The 15,025-nt window shown below is 70.4% G+C and carries 20 protein-coding genes; 15 read left to right on the top strand and 5 right to left on the bottom strand.

The window, feature by feature from the left end; translation table 11 throughout:
• Nucleotides 1-28: 28 nt before the first annotated feature.
• From dprA to ACQP1V_RS36410, 5 genes are all read right to left on the bottom strand, one after another.
• The gene (gene dprA / locus ACQP1V_RS36430) at nt 29-1,231 is read right to left on the bottom strand and encodes a DNA-processing protein DprA (protein ID WP_433415100.1); all 1,203 of its coding nucleotides are present in this window, start codon (nt 1,229-1,231) and stop codon (nt 29-31) included.
• Nucleotides 1,231-2,808: a YifB family Mg chelatase-like AAA ATPase gene (locus tag ACQP1V_RS36425; protein WP_433415098.1), complete on the bottom strand. Its 1,578-nt coding sequence runs from the start codon at nt 2,806-2,808 to the stop codon at nt 1,231-1,233. The genes dprA and ACQP1V_RS36425 overlap by 1 nt, the downstream gene beginning before the upstream one ends.
• On the bottom strand, nt 2,759-4,324 hold the full coding sequence (locus ACQP1V_RS36420) for a recombinase family protein (protein WP_433415096.1): 1,566 nt from the start codon (nt 4,322-4,324) through the stop codon (nt 2,759-2,761). The genes ACQP1V_RS36425 and ACQP1V_RS36420 overlap by 50 nt, the downstream gene beginning before the upstream one ends.
• Before the next feature lie 21 nt (nt 4,325-4,345).
• The gene (locus tag ACQP1V_RS36415; protein WP_433415094.1) at nt 4,346-4,666 is read right to left on the bottom strand and encodes a hypothetical protein; all 321 of its coding nucleotides are present in this window, start codon (nt 4,664-4,666) and stop codon (nt 4,346-4,348) included.
• A 251-nt stretch (nt 4,667-4,917) separates the two neighbouring features.
• Nucleotides 4,918-5,346: a hypothetical protein gene (locus tag ACQP1V_RS36410; RefSeq protein ID WP_433415092.1), complete on the bottom strand. Its 429-nt coding sequence runs from the start codon at nt 5,344-5,346 to the stop codon at nt 4,918-4,920.
• Between the two features lie 271 nt (nt 5,347-5,617).
• Here ACQP1V_RS36410 and ACQP1V_RS36405 point away from each other — a divergent pair, with 271 nt between their 5' ends.
• The 15 genes from ACQP1V_RS36405 (at nt 5,618) to ACQP1V_RS36335 (ending at nt 14,964) form a co-directional block, all read left to right on the top strand.
• Complete coding sequence (locus ACQP1V_RS36405; RefSeq protein WP_433426071.1) at nt 5,618-5,857, top strand: helix-turn-helix domain-containing protein; 240 nt, start codon at nt 5,618-5,620, stop codon at nt 5,855-5,857.
• Nucleotides 5,854-6,057, top strand: coding sequence for a hypothetical protein (locus ACQP1V_RS36400; protein WP_433415090.1), 204 nt, complete (start codon nt 5,854-5,856; stop codon nt 6,055-6,057). Before ACQP1V_RS36405 ends, ACQP1V_RS36400 begins: the two co-directional genes overlap by 4 nt.
• A 127-nt stretch (nt 6,058-6,184) precedes the next feature.
• A complete protein-coding gene (locus ACQP1V_RS36395; RefSeq protein ID WP_433415088.1) occupies nt 6,185-6,373 on the top strand; it encodes a hypothetical protein in 189 nt (62 codons plus the stop codon).
• Nucleotides 6,373-6,603: a hypothetical protein gene (locus tag ACQP1V_RS36390; protein WP_433415086.1), complete on the top strand. Its 231-nt coding sequence runs from the start codon at nt 6,373-6,375 to the stop codon at nt 6,601-6,603. Before ACQP1V_RS36395 ends, ACQP1V_RS36390 begins: the two co-directional genes overlap by 1 nt.
• Nucleotides 6,600-6,923: a hypothetical protein gene (locus ACQP1V_RS36385; protein WP_433415082.1), complete on the top strand. Its 324-nt coding sequence runs from the start codon at nt 6,600-6,602 to the stop codon at nt 6,921-6,923. Before ACQP1V_RS36390 ends, ACQP1V_RS36385 begins: the two co-directional genes overlap by 4 nt.
• Nucleotides 6,920-7,144, top strand: a complete 225-nt coding sequence (locus ACQP1V_RS36380) for a hypothetical protein (protein ID WP_433415080.1) — start codon at nt 6,920-6,922, stop codon at nt 7,142-7,144. The genes ACQP1V_RS36385 and ACQP1V_RS36380 overlap by 4 nt, the downstream gene beginning before the upstream one ends.
• Nucleotides 7,141-7,485 (top strand): hypothetical protein, encoded by a 345-nt coding sequence (locus ACQP1V_RS36375; protein WP_433415078.1) that lies wholly within the window; start codon nt 7,141-7,143, stop codon nt 7,483-7,485. Before ACQP1V_RS36380 ends, ACQP1V_RS36375 begins: the two co-directional genes overlap by 4 nt.
• Nucleotides 7,482-8,168 (top strand): hypothetical protein, encoded by a 687-nt coding sequence (locus ACQP1V_RS36370; protein WP_433415076.1) that lies wholly within the window; start codon nt 7,482-7,484, stop codon nt 8,166-8,168. Before ACQP1V_RS36375 ends, ACQP1V_RS36370 begins: the two co-directional genes overlap by 4 nt.
• The gene (locus ACQP1V_RS36365) at nt 8,165-8,383 is read left to right on the top strand and encodes a hypothetical protein (RefSeq protein ID WP_433415074.1); all 219 of its coding nucleotides are present in this window, start codon (nt 8,165-8,167) and stop codon (nt 8,381-8,383) included. Before ACQP1V_RS36370 ends, ACQP1V_RS36365 begins: the two co-directional genes overlap by 4 nt.
• Nucleotides 8,380-8,535 carry a hypothetical protein gene (locus tag ACQP1V_RS36360; protein WP_433415072.1) on the top strand — a complete coding sequence of 52 codons (156 nt, stop codon included), beginning with the start codon at nt 8,380-8,382 and terminating at the stop codon, nt 8,533-8,535. Before ACQP1V_RS36365 ends, ACQP1V_RS36360 begins: the two co-directional genes overlap by 4 nt.
• A 15-nt stretch (nt 8,536-8,550) precedes the next feature.
• The gene (locus tag ACQP1V_RS36355) at nt 8,551-9,012 is read left to right on the top strand and encodes a hypothetical protein (protein ID WP_433415070.1); all 462 of its coding nucleotides are present in this window, start codon (nt 8,551-8,553) and stop codon (nt 9,010-9,012) included.
• A complete protein-coding gene (locus ACQP1V_RS36350) occupies nt 9,009-10,934 on the top strand; it encodes a UvrD-helicase domain-containing protein (protein ID WP_433415068.1) in 1,926 nt (641 codons plus the stop codon). The genes ACQP1V_RS36355 and ACQP1V_RS36350 overlap by 4 nt, the downstream gene beginning before the upstream one ends.
• Nucleotides 10,931-11,722 carry a hypothetical protein gene (locus ACQP1V_RS36345; RefSeq protein ID WP_433415066.1) on the top strand — a complete coding sequence of 264 codons (792 nt, stop codon included), beginning with the start codon at nt 10,931-10,933 and terminating at the stop codon, nt 11,720-11,722. The genes ACQP1V_RS36350 and ACQP1V_RS36345 overlap by 4 nt, the downstream gene beginning before the upstream one ends.
• Nucleotides 11,723-11,741: 19 nt before the next feature.
• Entirely contained in the window at nt 11,742-12,353 is a 612-nt protein-coding gene (locus ACQP1V_RS36340) for a hypothetical protein (protein ID WP_433415064.1), read from the top strand.
• Between the two features lie 94 nt (nt 12,354-12,447).
• Nucleotides 12,448-14,964 (top strand): phage/plasmid primase, P4 family, encoded by a 2,517-nt coding sequence (locus tag ACQP1V_RS36335; protein ID WP_433415062.1) that lies wholly within the window; start codon nt 12,448-12,450, stop codon nt 14,962-14,964.
• Nucleotides 14,965-15,025 lie beyond the last annotated feature (61 nt).

The following is a 15,025-nucleotide window of genomic DNA, read 5'->3' as shown; positions in this document are numbered from 1 at the left end:
GCCCTGCCCGTGATCTCGGTCACCTGATTCATCCGTCCGGTTCGTGGCGCAGCCGCCAACCGCGGTCGCCGTGCTCCACGAAACCGGCGACGGCGAGCGCGCCGAGGCAGCTCAACGCGGTGGAGAGGTCCACTCCCGCGGAGACCGCGATCGCCGCGGGGCCGGTGCCCACGCGAGTGGGAACCGCTTCCAGCACCCGCCTGGTCTCGTCGTTCAGCGCATCTCGTGGATGGGCAGGGCCGCGTCGCACCAGGGCGAGGTCGCCGCCGATGGCCCCGACGAGTTCGGTGATCTCCTGCACCGAGGTCACACAGACGGCGCGTCCCTGCCGGATGAGATCGTGGCAGCCCTCGGACACCTCCACGGTGATCGGCCCGGGGACCGCCATCAGATGCCGGTTCAACTCGTTGGCGTGGGTCGCGGTGTTCAGCGCCCCGCTGCGGACGGCCGCCTGAACCACCACGGTGCCCCGGGACAGCGCGGCGATCAGACGGTTTCTGACCAGGAAGCGCGGCCGCGTCGGACGGGAGCCCATGGGGACCTCGCTGACCACCACGCCCTGGGACCGCACCACCTGGAACAGGTCCTGATGGGCCGTGGGGTAGCAGACGTCCGTGCCGCAGGCGAGGACGACGACGGTCGGCATCCCGCTCGCCAGCGCGCCACGATGGGCCGCCGCGTCGATGCCGTACGCACCGCCGCTGATCACGGTCCATCGCCTGTCTCCGAGCCCGGAGGCCAGCTCGGACGCCACCTGCACGCCGTACGCCGTGGCCGCCCGGGCCCCGACGATGGCGACGGAGCGAAGGCAGGCGAACCGCAGGTTGACCGTGCCGTGGAGCCACAGCCCGTACGGGCGGCGGTCGCCGAGATCGTCGAGCTGGGTGGGCCACTCCGGATCGCCGGGAACGACCACCCGGGCGCCCTGCTCCCGCCCTTCGGCGAGGTCGCGAACGGGGTCGGCGTAGCGGGCCGCCCACGACGCGGCGAGCCGATCCAGCGCGGGCGGGCGGCCCGCGGCCCGGGCACGGTTGATCTCCTCAGAGACGAACTCGGCGGCGAGGACGCCGCGGCGTGCCTGATCCGCCGCCGCCACGGCGCCGTAGCGCGCGATCAGCCTGCCCATCACCTGATCGCCGGGCTCGGCCATCCGCATGATGGCGACGCGGGCCGGGAGCTCCGCTTCCGGGACATCGTCCGTCCGGACGTCGTGGGCGAGGTCGGCGACCATCAGTCCGCCCCCAGCCACATCGCGAGAGCGGCCGACGTGTCGGACTCGTCGGGGCGGTCCTTGCCCGCCAGATCGGCGATCGTCCAGGCCACCCGGAGAACTCGATCGACACCGCGAGCGCTCAGCGTGCCGAGATCGAGGCCCCTGTGCAGGGGGGTGAGCGCCCTGACGGGCAGCCGGAAGTCGGTGTGCAGCGCCGCCGAGCCGACTTCCGCGTTGTTGCGCCAGGACGTGCCCGCCAGGCGGTTGAGCGCCCGCTCGCGCGCCGACCGCACTCGCTCGGCGACGGTCGTGCTCGACTCGGCGACATGCCGGTCCGCCATCAGCTCGGCGCGGGTGGCGCGGGCGACCCGCACCTTCACGTCGATCCGGTCGAGCAGCGGACCCGAGAGCCTGGCCAGATAGCGCCTGCGCGCGGTGGGCGTGCAGCGGCAGCGGTGGCCGGGCATGCCCGCCGCGCCGCAGGGACACGGGTTGGCGGCGAGTACGAGCATGAACTGGGCGGGGAACGTCACCGTGCCGGCCGCGCGGGCCACCGTCACCTGGCCGGACTCGAGAGGCTGGCGCAGCGAGTCGAGGACGCCGGTCGAGAACTCCGGCGCCTCGTCCAGGAAGAGGACCCCCTGGTGTGCGAGGGACACCGCGCCGGGCCGTACGAGACCGCTGCCTCCGCCCACGACGGCCGCGACCGTGGCGGTGTGGTGCGGCGCCACGAAGGGCGGCCGGTCGAGCAGCGGCCGGTCGGGTGGCAGCGTGCCCGCCACGGAGTGGATCGCTGTGACCTCCAGCGCCTGCTCGCGCTCCAGAGGCGGGAGGAGCGTCGGCAGCCGCTCGGCCAGCATGGTCTTGCCGGTGCCGGGAGGGCCGAGCATCCACAGGTTGTGACCGCCGGCCGCGCACACCTCCAGCGCCTTGCGCCCGGTGGCCTGGCCCGCGACGTCGCGGAGGTCGAGACGGGGACGGCCGTCTTCGCCGTCGCTCTCGCCCGCGCGCGGGGCGTCACCGGGCGCCGGCGAGGGTCCCGCGATCGCCACCGGCAGCCGGCGCGGCTCGTCCTCGCGGAGCCGCTCCACCAGCTCGGCCAGGCTCTCCGCGGGCACCACGGTGAGCTCGGGGACGAGCGCCGCCTCGGTCGCGTTCAGCGAGGGCACGACGATCGTGCGCGCGCCGGCCCGCGCCGCGGCCAGGGCGGCGGGGAGCACGCCGCGCACCGGGCGGACCCTGCCGTCCAGTCCCAGCTCGCCGAGGAAGAACGGCTGGGCGATGCGGTGCGCGGGGACCGCCCCTGCGGCGCCGAGTACGGCGATCGCGATGGCGAGGTCGAAGATCGAGCCTCGTTTGGGGAGGCTGGCGGGGGACAGGCTGACGGTGATCCGCGCGTCCGGCCACCCGAAACGGCTGTTGAGCAGGGCGGATCTGACCCGGTCACGGGCCTCGCTGATGGCGGTGTCCAGCAGGCCGATGAGATGCGTTCCCGCCAGCCCGCGGCCGACGTCCGCCTCGACCTCCGTGGAGAGTCCTAAAACCTCACACAGGGAACGTAGGCACGACGTCGATGTCCACCTGGCCCTTCCCATACGACGTGACCTTCACGGCGCGAATCAGCTTGCCCAGCATCGCCCGCCGGGCCGGGACCGCCAGCGTCTCCCATTCCTTGATCAGACCTTCGGCTATCTCGACCGGCGGCGCCACCGCCAACTCGTCCTCCGCCGCGAGCGACTCCAGCGTCTCGCCGAGCTCCTCCAGGCGACCCATCAGCTCGTCCCGTGCGGCTGCGTAGGCCACTTCTGGCACCAGCCCGGACGCCCGGTCGATGGTGAGCTGAGTCAGCGCCTTGTGGAGCTTCTGGCTTTCGCGCCGCAGCCGCTTCCGGTCGGCCTCCCGTGTCGTCTTCGCTGCCGTCCGCACGGTCACCATGGCGGCCCGCTCCTCGATGTCGAGCGCTGCTACCTTCTCCAGCCACGCCAAGACGTGCTTCTCGACCTTCGCCCGCGTTACCCAAGTTCCGGCACAGGCCCGGGACTTCTCGTACTTCGCGCAGGTGTACAGATATCCGCTCACGGTCGGCCCCTTCCTGTTGGGCCGGCCAGGATGCGCGTTCATCGGCCCCTCGCATCGCGCGCACCTCACCAGACCAGCAAGCGGATATACAGGCGCTTCGACTCGCGGCGGCAGCCGACGCCGGGTCTTCCGCGCGCGCAGGTAGCCCTCCCACGCCTCGCTCGTGACGATCGCCGGGTGGGCGCCCGGAACGAGGATCTTCTTACTGCAGGAGTGCGGCCTCCCGCACTTGCACACGTTGTCGTGTGTACGCAGCAGTCCGGCAGCGAACCCGGTGTCCATGAAGCGGCGGACGTTTCGCTGGCCCCATGGCATGCCCCGCGTGGTGAGCAGGCCCTTGCCGTTCAACCACATTGCGATCTTCAGGACGGATTGGCCGCCGTTGTAGCGGGTGTACATCTCCTCCACGATCGGGGCCGTCTCCGGGTCGGGGACGTACCCGACCTCGCACACGCCCGGTGGGCAACCCTGGGGGCACACACGGACCCCTGTGACCGTGGGCCGATGGTGCAGATACCCGAACCGCGGATGACCGTTGTGGGGGAGTCCGAGCCGCGCCCGGCGAGCATGAGCTTCTTTCCACTGGTCGCCGATCCGTTCGGACTCCCAGGCCGCGACCTCGGCCAGGACTCCACGCGTGAACCGGCCTGTGGAGGTGGACGTGTCGACTTCCTCGGTGGCGGACTCCAGTCGGCCGCCGGCGGCCTCCACGCGATCGAGATTGACTGCCCAGCCCTTGCGGTCCCGGCCGAACCGGGAGAACTTCCAGACGATCACGGCGGCGACGCCGCCGCTCTCGACGCGCTCGATGGCCGTCTGTACGCCCTTGCGAGTGAAGTTCCGGCCGGTGGCGTCCAGGTCCTCGATGAGGTCGTCCAGGATGTAGCCGCGGCGGCTGCAGTAGTCCTCGATGGCCTGGCGTTGAAGCTCCGGCGAGATCATCTCCTCTCGGGCCATCGACACGCGGATGTACCCGATGACTCGGGGGGCCTCGGTTGGGACCGCGTGGAGCTGTGAACGGGTGTTTCCCATGTCTGGCTCCTTGATGGGGGATCAGCGGCGCGCGAACCAGCGAGAGACCTCGGTTCCGTGCTCTGCCATCACCTCGGCGATCAGTTCGGTGCTGAGGTCGCGGATCAGCTCGACGTGGACGATGCCGCCCAGGAACTCGTAGCGGGCGAGGCGATTGCCGGAGAGGTCGCGCACCATGTGGATGCGCACGTCCAGGGATGGCACGGCGCTGGGGGCGGGGTGCATCGCGAGTTCGTTCAGGATGTCCTGGCTCACCGCGCTGACCACGGCCGGGAAGTCAGCGGAGGTCTGGCCCTCGTCCACGAACGCGACGACTCGTCCCGGTCGTACGCCGATGGCCATCGGCGCGCCCCCGATCGTGCGGGATGGGGTCCTGACGTATCGGACCGTTCCATTTATGGCACTTTCTATGGGCCTTGCGTTGATCATCTGCGTCACTGGCGTCACTCTCTGAACTCTCTGCGCCGAATCTCCCTCGGGGGACCGGGGGTTGCAGATGGTTTCTGCTGTAAGAGTGGGACGCGTGACGCTATCGAGGTGTTACCGGACAGAAAAGACCTAGTGGTGCAGGTAATCAGTCTGTGGCGGAAACGCTACTGTCCGTCCCGTTGGGGTTTGTCCATCATTCGCGCAATTTCGGAGGCCATTTCGGCCACCCTTCGGCGCTCCTCCGGCGTCAGGCTCGGTGGGACACTGACCGTAACCCACTCGGCGTCGCCCGTCTGTACGGTGGCGACCTCGTAGTCCAGGTACTGCTGGATGGCGCGCGCCCGGATCTCGTCCAGATCGACCCCGAGGCCGGCGGCCAGGGCGCGGAGCCGCCATAGATCCGGCGTCCGCCGCAGACGGCCGGATGCCACGTCTCGGATCCACTGGTCGGTCACCTGCTGGCCCGTCACTGGGTCCTCGGAGCGGGCGGCAAGAGCCTTGTAGCTGATGTCCTTGGATACAACATGGGCGCTGATGAAGTCACTCAGCGGCCTTCGTGGGGCCTCTCGGTCCTGCTGCTGGCTGGAAGGCATCCTGTACACACCCTCTCGCGCGGGTCCCTCGCCTAATCGTTGCATGATGCCTGCTAATTCTGTTGTCGGATCGTCACGCTCTGTGTAGCCCGAACAATATCTGTAGACAAGATGCTTGCATGAAATCGGGGTTAACCGGACAGGTTACTGTCACCTCCCCGACGCATCGGCGTCGCCTCTGGACTCGCATCTTGTCTACAGCTAGAGTGACAAAAAAATCTGTTGGCTCATTCGAGTCGGGAAGGTGGCGACGGTGGCAGGCAGGCCCGAGATGACCCTCAAGAGTTCCCAGCTCCTGCGGGCCATCATGGGAGAACGCAGTGCTCGCGCCCTCGCGCGAGAGCATTGCTTCAGCCACCAAGTTTTGTCACGCCTCGCGTCGGGCCGACGCACTTCGTGCAGCCGAGGGCAGGCCGAGGCGATCGCTCGGGCTCTCGACGTTCAGCTCGGCGATCTTTTTATGCCGAGCACGCCAACAAAAATTTTTGTCACTAAGGAGGCTGCCGCGTGATCGTGGCCATCCCCAAAGAGCAGGCCATCGCGGAGGCCGCGCAGATCTTCGCCGACGCCCGGGCGCGCCGCGACTCCCTGCCCGCTGATCAGGCCGCCGCCGAGGCGTACGTCCCCGGCGGCCCGTCCATCGAGCAGATCACCGACCTCATCAACCGGATGCGTGCCGACGTGCGTGCCAAGCGGCTCGCCGCCGCCTGACCCTCCACCCACTTCAAGGAGTCTCCGCAATGACTCTCACCACCACCAGCGTCCGCGCCGACCACCTCGGCGCCCGCGTCTGGGTCTGGACCTGCATCGTGAAGGACGAGCCCGAGGGCGACGCGCGATGACGATCCCCGAGCACCTCACCCCCGAGCAGCGTGACGAGCTGCTCGCCTCCATGACCGACCTTGAGTGCCGTCTCGCTCTCTGCGCGCTCGCCACCGGATGGCCAGCCGCGTTCGACGTCGCCGCCGCCGCTGTCGAGCGGGACCGCGCCCACGCTCGCCCCCGCACCACCAGAGGCGGCCGATGATGTCCCGCCGCCACCGCTCCGGCCGCCTCGCCGCCATCAAGGCGTGGTGGGAGCGCCGCCACCGCGTCTCCCGCGATCTCGACGCCTGGAACCGCCGTCTGCCCGGCGACCCGGCCATGTGGACCGCCGACATGGAGTTCGGCTCCTGGCACGTCGCCGCGCAGCTCAAGCGCACCTACCGGGACCGCGAGTCCCTGCTTCCCGCCCACCCGCACAAGGAGGACCAGTGATCGCGATCCTGGACGGCCGCCTCGAATGCGGCACCCCCGACTGCCAGAGCGTCTACGAGGACGCGTCCGCCATCGACAACCACCCGACCTACAGCATTCGCGAGGTGCTCCGGCAGGGCGCCGAGCGCACCGGCTGGCGCGTCTGCTCGGGCGGCCTCGACCGCTGCCCCGCCTGCGCCATCGGCCCGGCCGCCTTCCTCATCCCTGGCTGGGTCCAGCGGTGGACGCCGCCCGCCGAGGTGCCGCAGATGCTCCACGCCGACAGCGACCCCGACACCGGCGTCTTCGCCGTCGTCGGCAGCGAGGAGGCCGGACAGTGATCCGCTTCCTGGACGGGATGAGCGTGGAGGCCGCGGCCTGGTTCGCGTTCGCCGCTGTCCTCGCCGGTATCGCCCTCGGTGCCGTCGTCTGTCAGCTCGCCGCCATGGCCATCCGCGTCATCCGCAACCGGCGGGCCCGCCGCTTCACTGCGCAGGCCGACCAGGCGCTCTCCCTGCTCGACGACCTTCGCCAGGAGCCCAAGAAGGACGGCCGCCGATGACCACCTTCTGGCTCGTTCTCCTCGGTGTGGGCATCGCCGCCTGGCTGTGGGTGCTGGCGCGTGCCGACTACCCGGCCGACCCGCTCGGCACCTGGACGCCCGACATGGCGGATGCGTTTCGCGCCGAGCTGGCCAACGACGGCGAGGACCTGGAGGCGCGTCTCGTCCAGCATCACCTGGACCAGGCCGCCGCCGCCCTCGGCCGCGCTCGCGCCGTCCTCGACCAGCTCGCCGACTCGGACGAGTCGTACGTGGGTGCGCTCACCGAGCTGGAAGAGGCGCGGGCCTGCATTCGCGCCGTCCACCGCCACGCCGACGCGATGACGGGGGAGCGGGCGTGACAGACAACTTCGAGACCCCGTCCCGGCAGCACCCCGTTACAGGGGCGCGGGGCGCTGCCAGGACGGACAAGACGCTGCCCGCTCTGGGGGGTGCGGGCAGCACCTCCAGCCAGGCCGATGCTCCCGAACCGGGGGGTCCGGTCGAGCACGCCAGGCCGGAGCGGGGGCCCGCGGACGGAAGGGGGAAGCCGTCCGCGGGCTCCAAGCCCCGCCGCCGCAACAAGTCGAAGGAGATCGGCACCAAGGCGGAGACCGCCGTGGTCCGCCACCTGCGCGACCACGGCTTCCCCGGAGCCGAGCGCCGAGCGCTGAAGGGCAACCTCGACGAGGGCGACATCACCGGCTGCATTGGCGTGTGCTGGGAGGTCAAGGGCGGCGACGCTGCCCGAGAAGCCAGCTACCTAAAGATCGCCGACTGGTGGCGAGAAGCCGAGATCGAACGCGAGAACGCCGACGCCGATGTTGCTGTCCTCGTCGTCCAGCGACGCGGCTACGGCCTTGAGCGGGCCGGCGACTGGTGGGCCTACCTCGACCTGGCCACGGCCACGTTCCTTGCCACGGCGGGCGAAGGATTCCTCTCCGAAGAGGCCCCGAATGTCTTGGTCAGGATGCGTCTGGCCGACATCGTCCAGGCGCTCCGCTGGGCTGGATACGGCACGCCCCTCCTGGAGGTGGAGGAGTGAGCGCGACCGGCCGCACGTACCTGGAGAACGGCCAGGCCGTCACCGTCGTCATCTGGCCGAACGAACGGCGGGCCGACCTACCCGCACCGCTGCCGTACGTGCGTCTTCGCCAGCGCGCCCCGCGCAACGTCCTCATCCGGCGTCCGTCCGGCGACCTGGTCGTGCGGCCGTTCCGCGGCCTACGGGCCTGCGCCCAGGAAGTGAGAACCCCATGAGGAAGGCCGTCGCCCTCGTCCTGCTCGCCGTGCTCGGGCTGGCCTGCTGCGCCGCCGCGCTCATCGGCCAGGCCCGCCCGCCCGCGCCGCGCGAGGTCGTGCACACCTGGACGCCCGAAACCCCCTTCATCACCACCACGCCCCAGAACTGAGAGGAGAACGCTCCGATGCCTCTGGCCGCCACTATCAACGGCGTCATCGTCGACACGCACCGACACCGTGCCGGCGGACCCCACGTCGCCCTCTACAACGAGCGCGACGGCGAGCACATCCGCTGCTTCGACCCCCACAATGCGCGTCGTCTCGCCGCCGCGATCCTGGCCGCCGTCAACGACCAGGAGACGGTGAAGGTCGTCCCTGCGGACCTGCTTCTGCTCGCGCTGATGGGTGCCTTCAACGACGGCCGCACCAGCTTGGACGACTACGACGGCGACGACCTGCTGTGGCTTACCGACGCCCTGCACGAGGTCATCCCGGCCATCAACGCCGCCACCCGCCGCGACGTCGTCGCTGTCCTCCGCACCCGCGCCAGCACCGTCACGTACGGCCAGACGACGGCGGAGGCCAACGCGTACGCCCAGGGCCTGCACGACGGCGCCGCCCTCATCGAACTCGGGAGGACCGCGTGACCGTCCTGTTCACCCAGCCCGGCGCGCCAGAGGGCCCCGCACCCTTCACGGCCGCCGTCGCGCCCGCGCTTGACCGCGCCCCCACCAGCGAGCAGCAGGCCATCATCGACGCCGCCCGCACCGGCACGGACCTCGTCATCGAGGCCGGAGCCGGAACCGGCAAGACCACCACCCTGAAGATGGTCGCCGCCACCTCCGGCCAGCGCGGCCTCTACCTCGCCTACAACAAGGCGATCGCCGAGGACGCCCGCGCCAACTTCCCGCCCGGGACCCACTGCGCGACCGCCCACTCTCTCGCCTACCGCGCGGTCGGCCACCAGTACCAGAACCGGCTCAACGGGCCCAGGCTGCCTGCGCGTGAGATCGCCAGGATTCTCGGCATCCCCGCCGTCCTCGACCTCGGCAAGCACGGGCTCACCTCCTTCAAGGTCGCCCATCTGGTGATGGACACCGTGAGCAGGTTCTGCCACTCCGCCGACGTCCAGGTCGGGCCTGAGCACGTGCCCGCCGTGCCCGGCCTCGACGACGCCAGCAACCGCATGGCGCTGCGCGCCGCCATCACCCCGCTCGCCGCCCGCGCCTGGACGGACATCACCAACCCCGGCGGCCGACTCCGCTTCACCCACGACCACTACCTGAAGATCTGGGCCCTCACCCGCCCCGTGCTCTCCTACGAGCTGCTCATGCTGGACGAGGCCCAGGACGCCAACCCCGTCATCGCCGACGTCGTCGAGCGGCAACAGCACGCCCAGCGGATCCTGGTCGGCGACCGCTCCCAGGCCATCTACGGCTGGCGCGGCGCCATCGACGCCATGAGCAGCTTCGACGGAGAGCGCCTGGCGCTCACCCAGTCGTGGCGGTTCGGCCAGCAGATCGCCGACGAAGCCAACGTGTGGCTCGACCTCCTGGACGCGCCGCTCCGCCTCGCCGGCAACCCGCACCTCGACTCCAAGATCACCCGCCTCCCGGCCGCCCGCGCCATCCTCTGCCGCACCAACGCGGGCGCCATCGCCCAGGCCATGCACGCCCTGCGCGCTGGCCGCTCGGCCGCGATGGTGGGCGACGGCGTCGAGATACGGGCGCTCGCCGAGGCCGCCCGCGACCTGCGAGCAGGGAAAGGCACGAGCCACCCGGAGCTGATGGCCTTCAAGACGTGGACCGAGGTCCAGGACTATGCGGAGAACGATTCCGGCGGCACCGACCTGAAGGTCCTTGTCAAGCTGATCGACTCCCACGGGCCCGACGCCATCATCACCACCGTCGACCAACTCTCGAGCGAGCTCGTGGCCGACGTCGTCATCTCCACGGCGCACAAGGCCAAGGGCCGCGAGTGGCCCACGGTCCGCCTGGCCGACGACTTCCCCGAGATGCACGACGCGGAGACGGGCGAGCTGCGTCGGGCGGAAGCGATGCTCGCCTACGTCGCCGTCACCCGCGCCCAGGACGCCCTGGACCGCACCGCGTTGTGGGGCACCGGCCGAGACACCTGGCCGCAGGAAACCCTCCCGATATCCACAGACGAGCGAGATATCCACAGCCCGACGTCGGAGCCGAACGCAAGCACGCCCATGGCCCCAGACTCCGCGGCCGTGACCACCGCCGGGGACAAGGCCGCCCCGGCCGGGTCTGTCCAGCTGCCGCCCGAGGCCGCCAACTGGCTCGCCGCCTACAAGGAGGCCGAAGCCAACGAGGCCGCGTGGAAGGCCGTCAAGGAGCGCGCTGAGGAGCAGCTGAAGGCCATGCTCGGCGATGCCGAAGAGGCCACGCTGGGCGACCGCCCGGCCATCACCTGGAAGTGGTCCAAGCCTGGTGGCCAGCTCGACGGCAAGGCCCTCAAGGCCGACCACCCCGGCATCTACGCCGAGTACTACAAGGCCAAGAAGCCGGGCCGCCCCTTCAACCTCTTGGGGGAGTGGAAGTGACGACGGCCTTTAGCCAGCCGACCGCCGGATGGGCGTCCCCGGCGCTCACGGGTCTCGCCGCCGACATCGCCGCGCACGTCACCGGCGTCATCAAGCACACCAGCGCTAACGCCCCCCGATCTCGTCAGACCGCCATCGGCCCCAGCGAGATCGGCACCCCGTGCGTCCGCCGCCTGGCCTACAAGCTCCTCGACTGGGACCCGAAGCCCAACAGCGACACCGACCCGTGGGCGTCCATCGTCGGCACGGCCGTCCACGCCTGGCTGGAGCACACGTTCGGCCAGGCGAACTACACCCTGCCGGATGGCCGCCCCCGCTACGTCCTCGAACGCCGCGTCAGCGCGGACGCCAAGCTGTCCGGCTCCTCCGACCTGCTCGACCGGTACTTGCGGTGCGTCATCGACTGGAAGGTCCCCGGCTCCACCGCCATGACCGAGTACCGCAAGAAGCAGCACCCGGGCCTCGGCTACCAGACCCAGGCCCACACCTACGGCCTCGGCTACGCCAACGAGGGCGAGGACATCGAGCACGTCGCGATCGTCTTCCTACCTCGCGCGGGGCGTCTGGACGGCATCTACGTGTGGACCGAGCCGTTCCAACCGCTCATCGCCCAAGCCGCCCTGCAACGCCGGGACAACGTCATCGAGGCCATCAAGGGTCTGGACCCCGAGGCCAACCCCGCCATGTGGGCCCAGTTCCCCGCCACCGAGGCGTACTGCACGTACTGCCCCTGGCACCTGCCCAAGTCCACCGACCTCTCCCGGGGCTGCCCGGGAGCCAACCAGTAGATCAAGAAAGGGAAACCCCATGTCCTTCGGCTTCTCCCAGCCCTCCGCCGGATCCGACTGGAAGGCCGCCGACCACGTCGGCCACCTCATCCTCTTCTACGTCCGCGAGATCCGCGAGAACATCGTCACCACCTTCGGCAACTCCGACGCCATCGCCGTCGACCTGGTCGTCCTCACCGACCCCAGCGGGCCCCGCGCCGAGCCGCAGGTCCTCCTGTTCCAGAAGGCCCTCATCGGCTCTCTGCGCGGCAGCATCGGCAAGGAACCCGTCCTCGCCCGCCTCGGACAGGGCACCGCCAAGGCGGGCCAGTCCGCGCCGTACATCCTGCAGCCCTACAGCGAGCAGGACGCCGCGTATGCCACCACCTACCTGCAGAGCGTCGGCGGCAACCCGTTCCAGACCGCCCCGTCGTTCCAGCAGGCACCCGTCCCGCAGACCGCCCCGGCGGCTCCCGCTCCCGCGCCGCTCCCGCAGACGCCCGCCGCGCCTGCTCCGGCTGCGGCCCCGACCCTCGCCGCCCCGGCGGCCGGAGTGATCACCCTGCCCAACGGCCAGCAGGTCACCCCAGAGACCGCCGCCGCGCTCGCCCAGCTCGGCATGAGCATGCCACCCGCGCCCCCCGCCGCCTGACCGAGGCGGCACCACACCGCGGGCGGGTCAGGAGGCGGGTCCTGACCCGCCCGCCCCATTCCCAGCACCAAAACAGACGAAGCGGGGAAAAGCCTTGACCGAGAACGCCATCCTCCAGGCGGCCCATGACCTCCATGACGCCGGACTCTGCGTCCTCCCGGCTGCACCGGACGGGACGAAGCGGCCCGCCGTCCCGTGGAAGGAATGGCAGCACGCCCGGCCCGGCCCCGCGCAGCTCGACACCTGGTTCGCCCAGGGCAAGCACCAGGGCCTCGGCGTCGTCACCGGAGCCGTCTCCGGCGGCCTGGAGATGCTCGAACTCGAAGGCCGTGCCGTAGCCGAAGGCATTCTCGCCCAGATGACCGAGCTCGCCGACGCGGCCGGCCTCGGCGACCTGATTCGCCGCGTCTCCCACGGCTACATGGAGATCACCCCGTCCGGCGGCCTCCACTTCCTCTACCGCGTCCAGGGCCCCGTGGCCGGCAACACGAAGCTCGCCCGCCGCCCCGGCCCACCCGACCCGGACACCGGCCGCCCCACCATCGAAGTCCTCGCCGAGACCCGCGGTGAAGGCGGATGGGTCGTCCTCGCCCCCTCAGCCGGCTCCACCCACCCCAGCGGGAAGCCCTGGGCGCTCGCCGCCGGCGGTCCCGCCACCATCGCCACCCTCACCGAGGCCGAGCGTGACGCCCTCCACCACCTCGCGAGCGCGTTCGACGCCATGCCGCTCCCCACCCCGGCTCCGGCCGCGCCCGCCAGCTCGGCGCTGTTCACCCAGCCCGCCACCGGCCACGAGGACGGCGGCATCAGCCCCGGCGACGACTACAACGAGCGCGCCACCTGGGACGAGATCCTCATCCCGCGCGGCTGGACCAAGGTATGGGCCCGCAGCGACGGCGAAGTCCACTGGTGCCGCCCCGGCAAGACCAGCGGCACCAGCGCGACCACCGGCCGCGGCGGCGCCGACAACCTCTTCGTGTTCACCACCTCAACCGAATTCGAGACCGAGCGCCCGTATGACAAGTTCGGGGCGTACACGCTGCTCACCCAGGGCAGCACCAGCCCCGACGCGCTCAGCGCGGCAGCCAAAGCGCTCGCCGCCGCCGGGTACGGCCGCCGCCCCGAACCCACCCGCCCAGCCCCAGCAGCGCCAGAGCCGCCGGCCCCCGTCGTAGACGGCAACCTCGCCACCGTCCACCAGCTCCAGCCCCGCCTCACCGTCGTGGAAGAGCGGACGTACGCCCACTCCGACGACGGCCTCGCTCTCGACCTGATCGACCGCTTCGGAGACGTCATCCGCTTCTGCCCCGACCGCGGACGCTGGCTCGGATGGGACGGCACCCACTGGGAGTGGCAACCCGTCTCCGGCGGCATCGTCCGCGAGTACGCCAAGCGCGTCGCCCGCGCGCTGCCCGAGGGCGACAAGGCCGCCATCAACCACAAGAAACGCGCCCTGTCCGCCCTCGGCGTCGGCGCCATGCTCACCCAAGCCTCAACGGATACGCGCACCGTCGTCGCGTTCGACGACCTCGACGCCCACCCATGGGAACTCAACACCCCGGCCGGGATCGTCGACTTGACCACGGGCCAGCTGCAGCCGTCCGACGCCGCCCGCCTCCACACCCGCATCACCAGCTGCGCGCCCGACCAGGCCGCCGACGCAACCCTCTGGTGGCAATTCCTCAACGACACCTTCGGCGCCGACGAGGAGCTCATCGGCTACCTGCGCAGGCTCGTCGGATACTCCGCCACGGGCAGCGTCACCCGCCACATCCTGCCGTTCTGCGTCGGCTCCGGCGGAAACGGCAAAGGCGTATTCCTGGAAGCGTTGACGGCCGTCCTCGGTGACTATGCGACCACCGCGCCGAGCGGATTCCTGATGACCAAATCCCACCCACAACACGAAACAGAAATCGCCCGTCTGGCAGGCGTGAGAATGGTCATCTGCTCCGAAGTCGGAGACGACGACAGATTTGACGAGGTGAAAGTAAAGCAATTGACCGGCGGCGATTCCCTGACCGCCCGGTTCATGCGCCAGGACCATTTCACATTCACAGCGACACACAAACTGTGGCTCATGGGCAACCACCGCCCCGCCGTGCGCGCGGGCGGACGGGCGTTCTGGCGACGCCTCCGCCTGATCCCGTTCGAGCACGAGGTCCCCGAAGACAAGATGGTCGACGACCTGCAAGGAATCCTCGCCCGCGAGCACGGGCCCGCCCTGCTCGCCTGGATCGTCGCAGGCGCCGCCGAGTACGCCGCCGGAGGTCTCGCCGAGCCCGATCGCGTCAAGGCCGCCACCGCCGAATACGCCGCCGACCAGGACACCGTCAGCCGCTTCGTCGAAGAGTGCTGCCATCTCGCGCCCCTGACCCCGGACCACGTCCAGACCAGGACGACCAAGCTCCGCGACGCGTACGAGCGCTGGTGCATCGCTGAGGGCGAGACCCCCGTCTCCGCGAAGAAGCTCACCCAGGAGCTCGCCCGCAAATACAGCGTCGGGCAGGACCGCACCGCCGCCGCCCGGTCCTACACCGGCATCGCCCTCCTCGCGGATCCGTCATCGGACGCCGAGGCCGACAACAGCAAGATCGGAGACCCTGCATGGTGACCCCGGCATCCTCCCCAACCGTGGCCACCTCGCCCACGGTCTGCGATGACAGATGTGTCAT

Source organism: Microtetraspora malaysiensis (genome assembly GCF_050947145.1).
GTDB classification, from domain to species: domain Bacteria; phylum Actinomycetota; class Actinomycetes; order Streptosporangiales; family Streptosporangiaceae; genus Microtetraspora_A; species Microtetraspora_A malaysiensis.
This window is presented reverse-complemented; position numbering and strand designations above follow the sequence as displayed.

What these genes read in the sequence shown, in the direction of transcription:
- ACQP1V_RS36425 (WP_433415098.1), bottom strand. Translation starts at nt 2,808, where the DNA reads ATGGGAAGGGCCAGGTGGACATCGACGTCGTGCCTACGTTCCCTGTGT.
- dprA (WP_433415100.1), bottom strand. Translation starts at nt 1,231, where the DNA reads ATGGTCGCCGACCTCGCCCACGACGTCCGGACGGACGATGTCCCGGAA.
- ACQP1V_RS36395 (WP_433415088.1), top strand. Translation starts at nt 6,185, where the DNA reads ATGACGATCCCCGAGCACCTCACCCCCGAGCAGCGTGACGAGCTGCTC.
- ACQP1V_RS36390 (WP_433415086.1), top strand. Translation starts at nt 6,373, where the DNA reads ATGTCCCGCCGCCACCGCTCCGGCCGCCTCGCCGCCATCAAGGCGTGG.
- ACQP1V_RS36420 (WP_433415096.1), bottom strand. Translation starts at nt 4,324, where the DNA reads ATGGGAAACACCCGTTCACAGCTCCACGCGGTCCCAACCGAGGCCCCC.
- ACQP1V_RS36415 (WP_433415094.1), bottom strand. Translation starts at nt 4,666, where the DNA reads ATGGCCATCGGCGTACGACCGGGACGAGTCGTCGCGTTCGTGGACGAG.
- ACQP1V_RS36405 (WP_433426071.1), top strand. Translation starts at nt 5,618, where the DNA reads ATGACCCTCAAGAGTTCCCAGCTCCTGCGGGCCATCATGGGAGAACGC.
- ACQP1V_RS36340 (WP_433415064.1), top strand. Translation starts at nt 11,742, where the DNA reads ATGTCCTTCGGCTTCTCCCAGCCCTCCGCCGGATCCGACTGGAAGGCC.
- ACQP1V_RS36360 (WP_433415072.1), top strand. Translation starts at nt 8,380, where the DNA reads ATGAGGAAGGCCGTCGCCCTCGTCCTGCTCGCCGTGCTCGGGCTGGCC.
- ACQP1V_RS36355 (WP_433415070.1), top strand. Translation starts at nt 8,551, where the DNA reads ATGCCTCTGGCCGCCACTATCAACGGCGTCATCGTCGACACGCACCGA.
- ACQP1V_RS36410 (WP_433415092.1), bottom strand. Translation starts at nt 5,346, where the DNA reads ATGCCTTCCAGCCAGCAGCAGGACCGAGAGGCCCCACGAAGGCCGCTG.
- ACQP1V_RS36375 (WP_433415078.1), top strand. Translation starts at nt 7,141, where the DNA reads ATGACCACCTTCTGGCTCGTTCTCCTCGGTGTGGGCATCGCCGCCTGG.